Source organism: Geobacillus sp. JS12, from assembly GCF_001592395.1.
In the GTDB taxonomy this organism is placed as follows: domain Bacteria; phylum Bacillota; class Bacilli; order Bacillales; family Anoxybacillaceae; genus Geobacillus; species Geobacillus zalihae.
Genome location: NZ_CP014749.1, coordinates 2,009,126 through 2,024,456 on the forward strand (window position 1 = coordinate 2,009,126; position 15,331 = coordinate 2,024,456).

Sequence of the window (15,331 nt, forward strand, 5' to 3'; positions counted from 1 at the left end):
AAAGGAACGCGATCGCGATGGGGCGAATGATTGCGCTGTTGATTTTAGTCATCCCGGGGCTTTCGGCTGCGCTTGGCATCAAATGGATGCGCGATGCGTTGTTTGGCATCATACAACCTCCGTTTGCCGCCTTATGGCTGCAATTTCTCGCCGGGCTTGTGCTGTTTGCAGCCGGGTTGGCGTTTATCGGCGGGTTTTTGCTGCACCGCGACCGAAAACGGAACAAAGTGCAGGCGCGTTTTCAACGAAAACGAAAAACGCCTTGATTCGGAATTGGAAACCATCCATTTCAAGGCAAGCCAAAAAACGCCTTAACGGTTTTCGTTAAGGCGTTTTCTCTTTCCATTCCTTCGCTTGACGCGGATAGTCGGTGAAAATCGCATCCACTTTATAGGCGAACATCGTCTTCGCCGTTTTCGGCTTGTTCACCGTAAAGGGCCGAACTGCGACGCCGCGGCGCCGCGCATCCGCGGCGAAGTCCGCCGTCACCGTTCGGTGGTACGGATGCACCCCGCCTGCGTTCATCGCCTGCACATACGTCCACGGGTCATAGAGCGGCTCCATATAAAGAAGCGCCGTTTCGATCTCCGGCGCCAACTGGCGGCAAAGACGCATGCTGTTATGGTTGAACGACGAGAAAATCGTCCGGTTCTCGAGCCCATAGCGGCGCACAACGGCGATCACCTTTTGCTCAAGCCTTTCATAAGCCACGAGGCTGTTTTTCAGCTCAATGTTGACTAAAAGCCGTGTCGGCGCCAGCCAGGCGAGCACTTCCTCGAGATGGGGAATCGGGCAATGGCCGTAACGGCCGTCCCATTTCGCTGCTGCGTTGAACTTGCGGAGTTCGCGGTATAGGATGTCTTTGACCCAGCCGCTGCCGTCCGTCGTCCGGTCGACCGTTTCGTCATGAATGACGACCGGTTCGCCGTCTTTCGTCAGCTGCACATCGAGCTCAATGCCATCCGCCCCCGCCTTCAGCGCTTCTTCAAACGCTGCCATCGTATTTTCCGGATGGGTTCCCGCCGCTCCGCGGTGGGCAAAAATATATGTCATGCCGTTTCTTCCTTTCCCATATAATTCGCCATTTGGCCGACAAAGCTGGCCGAATGCGGCAGTGATCGGTTATACTAAAAGTAATGTATGAGGCACTGGAGGGGAAGATGATGCAGCCGCTGAAAATTTCCTTGGAGACGGCGCAAAAGCTGGCAAAAGCGCTCGGCGTGCCGATCGAGCAGATCATGCATATGCCGCCGCACATTTTGGTGAACAAGCTGCTGGAATTGGAGAAAAAAGAAAAAGAAAACGACCCGTCTTAACCGTCTGGCCCTTGGCGGTAAAGCCGCCTCTGTACACCACACCGGCGCAAGCCACGTTCCCCCTTTTTTCGTTCCAGCAAGCCGCCAAACGGCAAAAAAGACGCCCCCGATTGCGGAGCGTCTTGCTGCTTTGGCTATCATTCGTTTTCCGTTACGATGCCTTATGCTCAAGCCGGAGCTTATCGGCCACCATGGCGATGAATTCCGAGTTTGTCGGCTTTGCCTTCGAGACGCTCACCGTATAGCCAAACAGCGAGGAAATCGATTCGAGGTTGCCGCGGCTCCAAGCGACTTCGATCGCATGGCGAATGGCGCGCTCGACGCGGCTGGCGGTCGTGTTGTATTTTTTCGCGATGTCCGGATAGAGCACTTTCGTGATGGAGCCGAGCAGTTCGATGTCGTGGTACACCATCGCGATCGCTTCGCGCAAGTACAGATAGCCTTTAATATGCGCCGGGACGCCGATTTCATGGATGATGCTCGTAATGCTCGCATCTAAATTTTTCGGTTTGTTGTCGCGCGCCTGGTAGGCAGAGCCGGTTTTTCTGACCATCGGCGCCGTTTTGCCATGAATCTGCCGAATGTGATGGACCAAATTCTCCATGTCGAACGGTTTTAAAATGAAGTAGGAAGCGCCGAGTTCCACTGCCTTTTTCGTGACATCCTCCTGGCCGAACGCCGTCAGCATAATGACGCTCGGCTGATGCTCACAACCTGCGCGGACTTTCTCAAGCACAGCCAACCCATCCAAGTGCGGCATAATGATGTCCAGAAGCAAAATATCCGGCCGCTTTTCCTCGAGCATATGAAGGCAGTCTTGGCCGTTATACGCCGTGCCAATCACTTCCATGTCCGGCTGGCTCGAGATATATTCGTCAAGCAATGTCACCAATTCGCGGTTATCATCGGCAATGCACACCTTAATGCTCAAAACGATCATCCTCCCCCACTTTTTCTTGCTATGTAACATTCCGTTAACGTACATTCGACAACAGCAGCAAAAAATCCTTCTATTTTTCAAAAAATGAAAATTATAACAAAAAACGAGCTCATTAGACAATATTCGTTTTCACCAGCGATGCGTTTGTCGAAAAATCTTTACAAATTTCATTTTAACGGATGTTTCACCAAATATCTATGCCAAACCGGCAAAATTTTTGCCGCCTTTTTTGAAAAATTTTTAGTGGCAGCCTAACCAATATGGCGGGATCAATCAAGCCGCTCACAGCATTTCGAAACATTGGCCTTGGGATGATCAGGAAGAGATGAATGGTGACCAAATCATCACTCGTCATTTCACCAAATATATGCAAGAATCGAATGTTGGCTGCCGGGAAAAAGCGAGCCGACTTTGTCAGCTCGCTTTCTTTTGTTTGCCGTATAGATCGATGCCTGCCTCTTGCAGCATCCACTCAATGTGGACGCCATAGCCGGATGTCGGATCGTTCACGAAAACGTGCGTCACTGCGCCGACGAGTTTTCCATCCTGAATGATCGGACTGCCGCTCATCCCTTGGACGATGCCCCTGTTTTCTTTAACAAGCGCGGGTCCGTGACGCGAATCACGAGGCCTTTGGTCGCCGGAAATTTCTGCGGAATGGTGCTGACAATTTCCACGTCAAACTGCTCGACTTTGTCATTTTCCACCACTGTCAATATTTTTGCCGGCCCTTCTTTCACTTGGTTCGCCAAGGCAACCGGGATCGGTTTTGTGAACGGACCGTTCGGCAGTGGCTTTGTAAGCTTGCCAAAAATGCCAAACGGGCTGTTGGTGGTGATCGTGCCGATCACTTCTTCGCCGTCGGAAAAGCGGGCTAATTTTTCACCTGGATTGCCGCTCGTTCCTTTTTCGATCGATGTGACGGTCGAGCGCATAATTTGCCCGTTTTGCACGACAATCGGCTTTTTCGTATCCATGTCAGAGATGACATGGCCAAGTGCGCCATATGTTTTTGATTTGGGGTCGTAAAATGTCATCGTCCCGATGCCGGCGGCCGAATCGCGAATGTACAGACCGATGCGGTACACATCGTCATGCCTGTCTCTCAGCGGAACGAGCTTCACCGTCATGGAGTGCTGATCGCGCAGAATTTTTAGATGAAGCGGTTTTCCCGTTTTGCCGGCCTCCTCGATGAAAGGGGAGAGGTCGCTCATGTTTTCGATTTTTTGGCCGTTAATGCCGATAATGATGTCGCCGACTTGAATGCCGGCTGCCTCTCCCGGCGATTTTTTCCCGTTTTCGGTTTCGACAAGGTGGTAACCGACGACAAGAACGCCGACGGTATTGAGCTTGACGCCGATCGATTGTCCGCCGGGAATGACTTTGAGCGTCGGCAGCACGTTGACATCCACTTGCTTGATCGGCATTCCGGCAACCTGCAACACCATCGTTTCATGTCCGCGGCGTTTCGCCTTTACAGACAGAGAACCGTTTTTTCGCTCAATATTGAGCGTTTCGGGAGCGTTTCGGTCATTGACGGCCGCTTGTACGGGAAGGGAAGCGGCAGGAAATTCAACCGCATCGCCTTCAAACAGGACAAGCTGCTTCGGAATTTGCCAATATTCCTTCATCGGTTTGGAAAAAGCGATGGCCGTCAATATACCAAGGAGAAGCACTCCTGCGACTTTTCGCGCCGTTTCTTTATTCAATGTCGTCCACTCTCCTCGCTCCCGCCTACACCATGCCAAAACGGTTACAGTTTTAATTTTGCCTGAACCGGGGAAAATATAATCGCCCTGCCGATAAAAAAGCTGCCCGGAATTGGATGGACTTGCATCCGGACAGCCGCGCGGCTTTTTGCTTATCTTTATGAAACACCGTAGTTCTCTTAAGGAAAGCGGGCGCCAAGTGAGAACAGGCAGGCGGAATCGGCCCGCTTTGAGAGGGATGCGCCTCCCCTCGACGAACAGGGGAAACAGGAATCAATGTTTCATTTTCGCCGCCAGTTCCAACAGCTCTTTGGCATGCCGTTTCGTCAATTCCGTCATCTCGACGCCGGAAATCATCCGCCCGATTTCTTTCACTTTCTCCTCCTCATTGAGCTTCCTCACGACTGTTTTCGTCCGTTCCCCATCCGTCTCTTTGGCGATCAACAAGTGCGTGTCCGCCATCGCAGCGACTTGCGGCAGATGGGAAATGCAAAGCACTTGCGACTGGCTGGCGATGCGGTAAATTTTTTCCGCCATCGCCTGGGCGACGCGTCCGCTGACACCGGTGTCGACCTCATCAAAAACAATCGACGTCACTCCTTGATGTTTGGAAAAAATCGTTTTCAACGCCAGCATAATGCGCGACAGCTCGCCGCCGGAAGCGACTTTGACGAGCGGTTTTAACGGCTCGCCGACGTTCGTCGAAATGTAAAACTCGACGACATCGATGCCGTCTTCTTGGAATCTAACCGGCACGCCGTCGACCAAGGGGGCGTCAAGCGATCCTTCGCGCTTGGCAAATACGATGTCAAATTTCGTTTTGTCCATGTACAAGTCTTTCAGTTCTTGATGAATGCGCTCAATCAGGCGCTGGGCATATGTTTGCCGAACAGCGGTGACGTTTTTCGCCTCCGTAAGCAACTCGTCCGTCACCAGAGCGAGCTGCTGCTTCAGCTCATGCACATGCGTTTCGCGATTTTCGATTGTCTCGATTTCCTCGGCGATCGTCTCGGCATAGTGCAAAATATCGGCGATCGTCGCCCCGTATTTTCGTTTGAGCTGCCCGATTTCCGCGAGACGGCTTTCAATGGCATCGAGCCGCTCTGGGTCGTACTCCATCTCCTCAATTTGATCGCGCAGCTTGTACATGACTTCCTCGAGCAAATAGTAGCAGTTCGACGTCGTTTCATGCGCATCTTTGAGCGCTGCATCCATGCCTGCGACGTCATCGAGATGGCGCATCGCCTCCCCGATCGAATCAAGTCCGCGTCCCTCTCCGGAGAGGGCCTCATAACTTTTCTGCAGCGCGGTATAAATTTTTTGAAAATTGACGATGCGAACTTTTTCCTCCATCAGCCGCTCGTCCTCGCCCGGCTCGAGCGCCGCCTGTTCGATTTCGCGCAACTGAAACGTCAACAAATCAAGCCGGTGCGCCATTTGCTGTTCATTTTCGCTCAGCTTTTTCAATTTTTTTCCGAGCTCCTCATACCGCTCGTAGACGGCGCGGTAGCGAGCAAGCGCCTCTGCTGCCTCTAGGCCGCCGAACTCGTCTAAAAGCGGCAGATGGCGGGACGGATCCATCAGTTCTTGATGTTCATGCTGGCCGTGAATATCCACAAGCGTCGCCCCGATGTCGCGCAGCACCGCCGTCGTGACGAGCTTGCCGTTAATGCGGCAGACACTTTTGCCGTTGGCGAAAATATCGCGGCGCAACACGATCATGCCGTCGCTGGCGTCGATGCCAACGTCTGCGCATTTTTGCCAGCATGGATGGCGGTCATCATCAAGCAAAAACAGCCCTTCGATTTCCGCCTTTTCCGCCCCAAAGCGGACAAATTCAGCGGAGCCGCGTCCGCCGATCAACAAATGAATCGCGTCGATGATGATCGATTTGCCGGCTCCCGTTTCGCCGGTTAACACCGTCAGCCCTTTGTCGAACGACAACGAGAGCGACTCGATAATGGCGAAATTTTTAATCGACAGCTCGGCGAGCATTTCACCACTCCTTGCCTGTCCGATTCATTCCACTTTTGATTATAGCACGTATGTTCGGATTTGCAAACGAGGACCGCCCTATCGTTCCGTCCTTGAACGCAGAACGGGAGCTGGGCCGGTCCTCGCCTAGAGCATGGACAACAGCTGGTCGGACACTTTTTCCGCATCTTTCGGCGTCCGGCAAATGATCAGGCACGTATCGTCGCCGCAAATCGTACCGACGATTTCGTTCCAATCCAAATTGTCGAGCAAGACGCCGACGGCATGGGCGTTGCCCGGCAGCGTCCGCAACACAAGCAAGTTGCCCGTTCCGTCAAGCTTCACAAACACATCAACAAGCGCCCGCTTCAGCTTTTGCAGCGGATTGAAGCGCTGGTCGGACGGAAGGCTGTACTTGTAGCGTCCGTTGGCCATCGGCACTTTGACGAGCTGCATTTCTTTAATGTCGCGCGAGACAGTCGCTTGGGTGACGTTAAAGCCAGCTTCTCTCAGCCGGTCGACAAGCTCGTCTTGCGTTTCAATGTCATGGTTCATAATGATTTCGCGAATTTTAATATGCCTTTGCCCTTTGTTCACACTGCGCCACCTCTTTGCTTGCAAAATGCCACGCTGTTGTTTCCCACCTCTATTCGCCATGCCCCTCTGTCCTGTCGCCACGTAGATGGGCGTGCGCCTCACGTACGATATGTGCGATCGGCATCGACAGACGGTTTTCCCCTTTGCGATTTTCTCCCGAATAAACGGCGTGAAGCAAAAACTCAATGTTGCCATCGCCGCCGGTAATCGGTGAATACGTTAAATGAAGAACATCGAACCCTTCCGCACAGGCGAATTGAATGATGGATTCGAGCACTTCCTCGTGAATGTTCGGGTCGCGAACAATCCCCTTTTTGCCGACCTTTTCCCTGCCGGCTTCAAACTGCGGCTTGACGAGCGCAATCACATCGCCGCCCGGCACCATGACCGTCTTGACGACCGGCAAAATGAGCCGCAGCGAAATAAACGAGACATCGATGACAGCTACTTCCGGCAGCCCTTTCGTAAACTGATCCGGCGTCACGTAGCGGAAGTTCGTCCGCTCCATCACAACGACGCGCTCGTCTTGACGCAGCTTCCAAGCAAGCTGGTTGTAGCCGACATCGACGGCATACGTCAGCTTCGCCCCATGCTGCAAGGCGCAGTCGGTGAAACCGCCGGTCGACGCGCCGATGTCAAGAACAATTTTATTTTCCACGCGAATATGAAACTCGCGCAACGCTTTTTCCAGTTTCAACCCACCGCGGCTGACGTACGGAAGCGGGTTGCCTTTCACCTCAAGCGGAATGTCAACCGGCACTTTTTCCCCGGGCTTATCGAGTCGAACGTCGTTTGAATAGACAAGCCCGGCCATGATCGCCCGCTTCGCCTTTTCTCGCGTTTCCGCCAGCCCTCGTTCGACAAGCAGCACATCGAGCCGTTCTTTTTTTCCTTTCATGTCTCAAGCCCTTTTCTGTTTTCTTGGCACCATCGTTTTGATGCGGTCGATGATATGGGTCGACGTCAGCCCGATTTCATTGAGCAGCTCGCTGACGCTTCCATGTTCGATAAAGCGGTCCGGGATGCCCATCCGTTCGATGACCGCTCCGTGATAACCATGATCATGAGCAAACTCCAACACAGCACTGCCAAAGCCGCCTTGCAGCACCGCCTCTTCGACCGTTAAGATCGGCAGGCGGCTCTCAAGCAGTTCGTGAAGCATCGCCACGTCCATCGGCTTCAAAAAGCGAGCGTTGACGACTTTCACCGATATGCCGTCTTTCGCCAGCTCGTCGGCCGCCTTAAGCGCCATCGAAATCGTCGTGCCAAACGTCAAAATCGCCGCATCGCAGCCGTCGCGCAACACTTCCCACGTGCCGATTGGGATTTCTTTCAGCTCCTCATCAAGCGGTACGCCAAGCCCGTTGCCGCGCGGGAAACGCATGGCGATTGGTCCGTCGTCGTAGCGGATGGCGGTGTACACCATGTGCTGTCCTTCGTTTTCGTCTTTTGGCATCATCAACACCAAGTTCGGCACATGGCGCAAAAAGGCGATGTCAAACACCCCTTGGTGCGTTTCGCCGTCCGCCCCGACCAACCCAGCACGGTCAATGGCGAAAAAGACATTTAAGTTTTGCCGGCATACATCATGGACGACTTGGTCATAGGCGCGCTGCAAAAATGTCGAATAAATGGCCAAAAACGGTTTCATCCCTTGCGTCGCCAATCCAGCCGCAAGCGTTGTCGCATGCTGCTCGGCGATGCCAACATCAAACATCCGATCGGGGAACTCGCTTGCGAACCCTTCCAGCTTCGAGCCGACCGGCATCGCCGGCGTAATCGCGACGATGCGCGGGTCGGTGCGGGCGAGCCGGCGCACGGTTTCGCTGACAAGCGCGCTCCATGACGGACCGGCCTCTTTCGTTTTGACAAAAGCGCCGGTTTCGATTTTGTACGGCCCTGTGCCGTGCCATGTGCCGACTTTGTCGTTTTCCGCCGGACTGTACCCTTTTCCCTTCTTCGTGATGACATGGACAAGCACGGGGCCTTTCATCTTCTTCGCATAGCGCAAGTTCTCAAGCAAATCCTCAAAATCGTGGCCGTCGACCGGGCCTAAATACGTAAACCCGAGCTCTTCGAAAAACACGCCGGAGACAAGCAAATATTTCAAGCTGTCTTTCAGCCGCTCGGCCGTCGCCGCCAACTTGCCGCCGACCGCTGGGATGCGCTTGAGCAGCAGCTCCAGTTCATCTTTCACCCACTGGTATTTGCCTGCGGTGCGCAACCGACCGAGGATGTTGTGCAACGCGCCGACGTTCGGGGCGATCGACATTTCATTGTCGTTTAAGATGACAATCATATCCGTTTTCTCATGCCCGATATGGTTGAGCGCCTCAAGCGCCATGCCGCCGGTGAGCGCCCCGTCGCCGATGATCGGCACGATGTATTCATCCGTCCCTTTCAAATCACGGGCGATCGCCATTCCCATCGCCGCCGACAGCGACGTCGAGCTATGGCCCGTTTCCCACACGTCATGCTCGCTTTCGCTCCGTTTCGGGAATCCGGACAGCCCTTTGTATTGGCGGAGCGTGTCGAACGCGGCGGCGCGTCCGGTCAAAATTTTATGCACGTATGACTGGTGTCCGACATCCCAAATGAGCTTGTCTTTTGGGCTGTCGAATTCGCGGTGGAGGGCGATCGTCAGCTCGACGACCCCTAAGTTCGGGCCGATATGTCCGCCTGTTTTCGACAACTTCTCAATTAAAAACCGCCGAATCTCGGCGCTTAACCGTTTCAGCTCAGGAATGGACATGTTTTTGACAACGCGCGGATGGTCAATTTTTGTCAAGTCCAACAAAGATCACTCGCTTTCATTCTGTCGTTCTCCGAGCCGTTTCTCCTCGTACAGGTAGTATTATTATACATGATCCGGCGCGAAAAATCGACTTTTCCCGCCAACGCAGCCCGTCACCACTAGGACGCGTTTTGTGGTGTATCTATAGAACTTGCGGCGGCCGCCCGGCGGAAAACAACCAAAAAAACAAGGCCGCCTCCGCCCCGAAGGAAAGCGAACAACGGGAACAAGAGTCGGCCGCCCCGCATCAGTGGTCGCGGACCGCGACAAGCTCGCAAATGTAGGCCAGCACCGCGTCATCGATTTTGGCTTGCTGCAAATGGCGCTTCGCGGCGTCAATGTGAAACGCCAGTTTCTCTTTAGCACCGCCTAGCGAAAGAAGCACCGGATATGTCGCCTTCTTGTTGTCGCGGTCGCTGCCGACTCGCTTGCCGATTTTTTCTTCCATTCCTTCAATGTCCAAAATATCGTCGCGAATTTGAAAGGCGAGGCCTAAATGTGCGGCGAACTCGTTGAGTTCGCGCGTCTGCCGACCATCGGCGCCGCCAAGCAGGGCGCCGGCGTGCACGCTGTATTGCAGCATTTTCCCCGTCTTATGGCGGTGGATGTATTCCAGTTCCGCAAGCGCCAGCGTTTTTCCTTCCGCCTCCATATCAGCCGCCTGTCCAGCGACCATGCCTTCCGGGCCGGCCGCCTTCGCGAGCTGCTCGATGAGCTGCAGACGGACGGGAGGCGGCACGCGATCATCATCGATTTCGGCCATCAATTGAAAGGCATACGTCAACAAAGCGTCCCCGGCCAAAATGGCCATCGCCTCGCCGAACACTTTATGGTTCGTCGGTTTGCCGCGCCGCAAATCATCGTTGTCCATGCTTGGCAAATCATCATGAATGAGCGAGTACGTATGGATCATTTCAATGGCGCAAGCGACTGGCAGACCGATCGCCGGGTCTTTGCCAAGCGCTTGGATGGTCGCCAGCAACAAAAGCGGGCGGATTCGTTTGCCGCCGGCCTCAAGCGAGTAGGCCATCGCCTTTTTCAGCGTCTCCGGCCCACGAAGCCGCGCCATATAGGAGGAAAGCGCCGCCTCGACGGCCCGTTTTTGTTCGTTGAGAAACTGTTCAACCGAAAGCTGCGCCACCCGTCACTCCTCCTCCGGCGAAAAAGGGACAAGCTCGCCGTCTTCGCGCAGCATGTACTCCAACTGTTTCTCCACATGCTGCAATTTATCATGGCAAAGCTTGGACAGTTTCATGCCTTCTTGAAAAAAGGCGATCGCCTCCTCAAGCGGCACGTTCCCTTCCTCGAGCTTTTCGACGATTTCCTCCAGTTTTTTCATCGCTTCTTCAAACGTCATCTCTTTTTCTTCGCTCATACTTGTTTTTCCTCCACTCCCGTCACTTGACAATCGACTCGTCCGTCTTGAACTTGAATGGAAAGATGCTCGCCGATTCGAAGCTGGTTCGTTCGTTTCACGAGCTCGCCCTGCTCATTGTACACCAAGCTGTAGCCGCGCTCCATGATGCGAAGCGGACTGAGCGCCTCAAGCCGGGCGAGGTTGGAGCGAAAGCGGAACCGATGGCGCTCCACCGCGGTGCGCATCGCTTTTTCCAGTGCATTGGCGGTCGCCTTTTGCCGTTCTTTCATCCGCTCAAGCTCTGCAGCCGGATGGTGCCGCCATAGTCTCATGTCAAGCTCATGCAGCCGCTGACGATGTTTGTCGACGAGCCGTTCGCGTTGGCGGCTAAGCCTCTCAAGCAACGCATCAAGCTGCTGTTCTTTTTGTTCATAGAGCCGCTTGGGATAGCGGAATGCGTAGGATCCTTGCAGCCGGCGAAGCTGCTCTTTATCAGCGGCAAGCCGCTCTTTCATGGCGCGGATGAGCCGCCATTTCCGCTCGGCGAGCCGCTCAGCGAGCTCCCCAACATGTGGCGCCGCCATCTCAGCTGCTGCCGTCGGCGTCGGCGCCCGCAAATCGGCGACAAAGTCGGCGATCGTAAAATCTGTTTCATGGCCGACAGCGGAAATAATCGGTATTTTTGAGGCGAAGATGGCGCGGGCGACGATTTCTTCATTGAACGCCCACAATTCTTCGATCGAGCCGCCGCCGCGGCCGACAATCAGCACATCAACCTCGCCGAACGCATTCGCCCGCTCGATGGCGCGCACGATGGAGGGCGCCGCCCCGTCCCCTTGAACGAGCGCTGGAAACAAAATGACTTTAGCGAGGGGATAGCGGCGGCGAATCGTCGTCATAATATCGCGCACCGCCGCTCCAGTCGGCGATGTAACGACGCCGATGCAGCGAGGGAAAGCTGGAAGCGGCTTTTTATGGACCGGCGAAAACAACCCTTCCGCCTCGAGCCGCTGCTTCAGCTGTTCGTAGGCTAAATAGAGGCTTCCGACACCTTCCGGCTGCATTTCTTTGACATAAAGCTGATAGTTGCCGTTCGGTTCATAGACAGAAATTTCCCCGCGCGCGAGCACGTTCATCCCATCTTCAGGACGGAACGGCAAATGCTGGTTGTAGCCGGCGAACATGACGGCGGCAATGCGTCCTTGGCTGTCTTTCAACGTAAAATACATATGGCCGCGCGAATGCTGCTTAAAATTCGAAATCTCGCCCTTCACCCATAGATCGCGCAAATGCGGGTCGACATCGAACTTGCGTTTGATGTACTTCGTCAACGCCCCGACCGTCACATATTTCACTTCCACTGATCCTGCCCTCACTTTGCGGCCAACTGCCGTGCCGCTTCAATCGTGTTGTGCAAGAGCATTGTAATCGTCATCGGCCCGACTCCGCCCGGCACCGGCGTCATATAGCCAGCCACTTCTTTCACAGCGTCAAAATCGACATCGCCGCACAATTTGCCGTTCTCAAGCCGGTTGACGCCGACGTCGATGACGACCGCCCCGGGCTTGACGTGTTCCGGGCCGATGAGGCGCGCCTTGCCGACAGCGACGATCAAAATGTCCGCCTGCCGAGTGATGGCGGCCAAATCCGGTGTTTTCGAGTGAGTGTAGGTGACGGTGGCATGTTCGCGCAAAAACAGCTGGCCAACCGGTTTGCCGACGATGTTGCTTCGGCCGACGACGACGACGTGCTTGCCGGCGATGTCAATGCCGGCCGATTGCACCATCACTAAAATGCCATGCGGAGTGCACGGGAGAAACGCCCGTTGGCCGATCATCATTTTTCCGACATTGATCGGGTGAAACCCATCGACATCTTTTTCCGGTGCGATCGTTTCAATGACCGACCATTCGCAAATGTGATCCGGCAGCGGCAGCTGCACTAAAATGCCGTGCACCGCCGGATCGACGTTTAACTCGCGGATTTTCGCAAGCAGCGTCTCTTCGTCGATCGCCGCCGGAAACGTGTAAAGGAACGAGCGAATGCCGACCTCGGCGCACGCTTTTTGTTTTCCTTTTACATACGAATGCGACGCCGGATCGTCGCCGACTAGAATGACGGCCAGCCCCGGCTCAACGCCATCCGCTTTCAACTGTGCGGCTTCATCCGCCAATGCGGTGCGAATCATCCTCGCCATCTCCGTTCCGCTAATGATTTGTGCTGTCATCGTGTTTCGTTCCCCTCTCCTCGTTCATCGTTCAATATCAGCCCGCGATGCAGCCGGTTTTATTTTTGCAGCGCCGCCTTCACTTTCGAAAGCACGCCGTTGACAAAACTTCCGGATTTCCAATCGCCGAATTTTTTCGCCAACTCGACTGCCTCATCGAGGCTGACGCTTACCGGCACATCATCGGCGTATTTCATCTCGTACGTCGCCATGCGCAAAATGGCGCGGTCAACGTTGGCGACGCGTTCAAGCGTCCATTTTTCCAAATTGGCGCGCAACAGCTCGTCAATCTCCTCCTGGTGCTCGACGACGCCAAAGACGAGCTGGCGCAAAAACGGGTCGATGTCGCCGCCGCCCGTGACATTGTAAAGCGCCTCGTCTGGTGGAATGCGTCCGACATCGATTTGAAACAGCGCCTGCAACGCCTTTTCCCGTGCTTCATGCCGCTTCATGGCGGTCCCCCTTTCCAAAAAAACGAACATTCACAATGAAATCATATCATATTTTTCGGAAAAAGCCAGCCTTTTCCCACAAATCATTCGCGCTGCCGTTGGTTGCGCCATAACGGCCTCGTTCATTACAATAACAAACTTTGGCCAAAAAAACAAAAAGGCAGCCGCCGAAAAAGCAACTGCCTTGCGAGATCACTGTTCGATGACGCCTTGTTCCTGCTTGCCGCCCTCAAACTGGATGCCAACGATATGAACGTTCACTTCGCTCGCCTCGAGGCCGGTCATGTTCCAAAGCGCCTGGCGCACATTTTCCTGCACCTTTTTCGCCACGTTCGGAATCGATGCGCCAAACTGGACGAGGCAATAAAGATCGATGACGACGCCGTCGTCGCGCAAATCAACCTTGACGCCTTTGCCATGGTGTTTCTTTCCAAAACGCTCGGCGACGCCGGCGGCAAAATTGCCGCGCATTTGCGCGATGCCGTCGACTTCTGATGCCGCGATGCCAGCGATCACCTCAATCACTTCCGGTGCAATTTCCACCTTGCCGAGCGCCGGGTATACTTGCTCTGTTTCAAAGACATGCTCAGACATAAGGCACCTCCTATTCCGCCTTCATAATATCATATAACTCCAAAAACTTCGTATTAAACTCACCGCTTTGAAATTTCTCATGCTCCATTAATTTTATGTGGAACGGAATCGTTGTATGAATGCCTTCGATGATAAACTCCGAAAGCGCCCGTCTCATGCGGGCGATCGCTTCCGCACGCGTCGGCGCATGAACGATCAATTTGGCGATCATCGAATCATAATACGGCGGGATCGTATAGCCTGGATAGGCGGCGGAATCGACGCGCACGCCCGGGCCGCCCGGCGGCAGGTACATGGCGATTTTCCCCGGCGACGGCATAAAGTTTTTCGCTGGATTTTCGGCGTTGATCCGGCACTCGATCGCCCAGCCGTTAAACGTGACGTCCTCTTGGGTGATCGACAGCTTTTCACCGGCGGCGATGCGGATTTGCTCCTTGACCAAATCGATGCCGGTGATCAGTTCCGTGACCGGATGCTCGACTTGAATGCGCGTATTCATCTCCATGAAGTAAAATTGTTTGTTCCGGTGGTCATAAATAAATTCAACCGTACCGGCGCCGGTGTAGTTGACCGCTTTCGCCGCCTTGACCGCCGCCTCGCCCATCTTCCGGCGCATCTCGTCGTCAATGGCCGGCGACGGCGCTTCCTCGACCAGTTTTTGCAGCCGGCGCTGGATCGAGCAGTCGCGCTCACCGAGATGAATCGTATTGCCGTACGAATCAGCGAGCACTTGAATTTCGACATGGCGGAAATCTTCGATATATTTTTCAATATAGACGCCTGGGTTGCCAAACGCCGTCGCCGCTTCCTGCTGGGTGATGTTGATGCCTTTGACGAGCTCTTCTTCGTTGCGGGCGACGCGGATTCCTTTCCCGCCGCCGCCGGCCGTCGCTTTAATGATGACCGGATAGCCGATCTCTTCGGCAATCGCCCGCGCCTCATCAAGACTTTCGATCACCCCGCGCGACCCAGGCACGATCGGCACCCCCGCCTCGCGCATCGTCTCGCGAGCGATGTCTTTCATGCCCATTTTTGCAATCGCTTCCGGACTTGGGCCGATAAATGTCACGTTGCATTCACGGCACAGCTCCGCGAACGCTTCATTTTCCGCCAAAAACCCGTAACCGGGATGGATGGCGTCACAGCCAGTCAGCGTGGCGACGCTCATAATGTTTGTGAAATTTAAATAGCTGTCTTTCGAAGCGGTCGGCCCGATGCAGTACGCCTCATCAGCCAGCTGCACGTGCAAGGCGTCGCGGTCGGCTTGCGAAAAGACAGCGACCGTCTCAATCCCAAGCTCGCGGCAGGCGCGGATGATGCGGACAGCGATTTCCCCGCGGTTCGCCACCAACACTTTTTTGATCATCGTCC

Annotated in this window: 15 protein-coding genes and 1 pseudogene; 2 read left to right on the top strand and 14 right to left on the bottom strand. The window is 54.5% G+C overall.

Features of this window, described 5'->3' with window-relative positions; all coding sequences use genetic code 11:
* The first annotated feature begins 17 nt into the window (after nt 1-17).
* Complete coding sequence (locus tag A0V43_RS09800; protein ID WP_063193013.1) at nt 18-266, top strand: DUF2627 domain-containing protein; 249 nt, start codon at nt 18-20, stop codon at nt 264-266.
* Between the two features lie 58 nt (nt 267-324).
* On the opposite strand, the gene A0V43_RS09805 is transcribed toward A0V43_RS09800, so the two are convergent.
* Nucleotides 325-1,053, bottom strand: coding sequence for a glycerophosphodiester phosphodiesterase (locus A0V43_RS09805; RefSeq protein WP_033009425.1), 729 nt, complete (start codon nt 1,051-1,053; stop codon nt 325-327).
* A 110-nt stretch (nt 1,054-1,163) separates the two neighbouring features.
* Between A0V43_RS09805 and A0V43_RS19050 the strand changes: the two genes are divergently transcribed.
* The gene (locus tag A0V43_RS19050; RefSeq protein ID WP_011231868.1) at nt 1,164-1,316 is read left to right on the top strand and encodes a YycC family protein; all 153 of its coding nucleotides are present in this window, start codon (nt 1,164-1,166) and stop codon (nt 1,314-1,316) included.
* A 151-nt stretch (nt 1,317-1,467) separates the two neighbouring features.
* Here the strand turns inward: A0V43_RS19050 and spo0A are convergent, their stop codons facing one another.
* The 13 genes and pseudogenes from spo0A to accC all read right to left on the bottom strand — a co-directional run bounded on the left by spo0A (nt 1,468) and on the right by accC (nt 15,326).
* Entirely contained in the window at nt 1,468-2,286 is an 819-nt protein-coding gene (gene spo0A / locus A0V43_RS09810) for a sporulation transcription factor Spo0A (protein ID WP_206501601.1), read from the bottom strand.
* 384 nt (nt 2,287-2,670) lie between these two features.
* Nucleotides 2,671-3,965, bottom strand: a pseudogene (spoIVB, locus tag A0V43_RS09815) (SpoIVB peptidase).
* Nucleotides 3,966-4,238: 273 nt separating this feature from the next.
* On the bottom strand, nt 4,239-5,960 hold the full coding sequence (gene recN / locus A0V43_RS09820; protein ID WP_063193014.1) for a DNA repair protein RecN: 1,722 nt from the start codon (nt 5,958-5,960) through the stop codon (nt 4,239-4,241).
* 126 nt (nt 5,961-6,086) lie between these two features.
* Nucleotides 6,087-6,536 carry a transcriptional regulator AhrC/ArgR gene (gene ahrC / locus A0V43_RS09825; protein ID WP_011231872.1) on the bottom strand — a complete coding sequence of 150 codons (450 nt, stop codon included), beginning with the start codon at nt 6,534-6,536 and terminating at the stop codon, nt 6,087-6,089.
* 49 nt (nt 6,537-6,585) lie between these two features.
* Nucleotides 6,586-7,434: a TlyA family RNA methyltransferase gene (locus A0V43_RS09830; RefSeq protein ID WP_063193015.1), complete on the bottom strand. Its 849-nt coding sequence runs from the start codon at nt 7,432-7,434 to the stop codon at nt 6,586-6,588.
* Nucleotides 7,435-7,437: 3 nt separating this feature from the next.
* Nucleotides 7,438-9,330, bottom strand: a complete 1,893-nt coding sequence (gene dxs, locus A0V43_RS09835) for a 1-deoxy-D-xylulose-5-phosphate synthase (protein ID WP_033004878.1) — start codon at nt 9,328-9,330, stop codon at nt 7,438-7,440.
* Nucleotides 9,331-9,577: 247 nt separating this feature from the next.
* A complete protein-coding gene (locus A0V43_RS09840) occupies nt 9,578-10,471 on the bottom strand; it encodes a polyprenyl synthetase family protein (RefSeq protein ID WP_012820586.1) in 894 nt (297 codons plus the stop codon).
* A 3-nt stretch (nt 10,472-10,474) separates the two neighbouring features.
* Nucleotides 10,475-10,705, bottom strand: coding sequence for an exodeoxyribonuclease VII small subunit (locus A0V43_RS09845; RefSeq protein ID WP_012820585.1), 231 nt, complete (start codon nt 10,703-10,705; stop codon nt 10,475-10,477).
* The gene (gene xseA, locus A0V43_RS09850; RefSeq protein ID WP_015375372.1) at nt 10,702-12,048 is read right to left on the bottom strand and encodes an exodeoxyribonuclease VII large subunit; all 1,347 of its coding nucleotides are present in this window, start codon (nt 12,046-12,048) and stop codon (nt 10,702-10,704) included. Before xseA ends, A0V43_RS09845 begins: the two co-directional genes overlap by 4 nt.
* Nucleotides 12,049-12,059: 11 nt before the next feature.
* Nucleotides 12,060-12,914, bottom strand: a complete 855-nt coding sequence (gene folD / locus A0V43_RS09855) for a bifunctional methylenetetrahydrofolate dehydrogenase/methenyltetrahydrofolate cyclohydrolase FolD (protein WP_063193016.1) — start codon at nt 12,912-12,914, stop codon at nt 12,060-12,062.
* 59 nt (nt 12,915-12,973) lie between these two features.
* Nucleotides 12,974-13,366: a transcription antitermination factor NusB gene (gene nusB, locus A0V43_RS09860; protein WP_063193017.1), complete on the bottom strand. Its 393-nt coding sequence runs from the start codon at nt 13,364-13,366 to the stop codon at nt 12,974-12,976.
* A 192-nt stretch (nt 13,367-13,558) separates the two neighbouring features.
* Nucleotides 13,559-13,960: an Asp23/Gls24 family envelope stress response protein gene (locus tag A0V43_RS09865; protein WP_063193018.1), complete on the bottom strand. Its 402-nt coding sequence runs from the start codon at nt 13,958-13,960 to the stop codon at nt 13,559-13,561.
* Between the two features lie 10 nt (nt 13,961-13,970).
* Nucleotides 13,971-15,326: an acetyl-CoA carboxylase biotin carboxylase subunit gene (gene accC, locus A0V43_RS09870; protein WP_015375375.1), complete on the bottom strand. Its 1,356-nt coding sequence runs from the start codon at nt 15,324-15,326 to the stop codon at nt 13,971-13,973.
* Nucleotides 15,327-15,331: the final 5 nt, after the last annotated feature.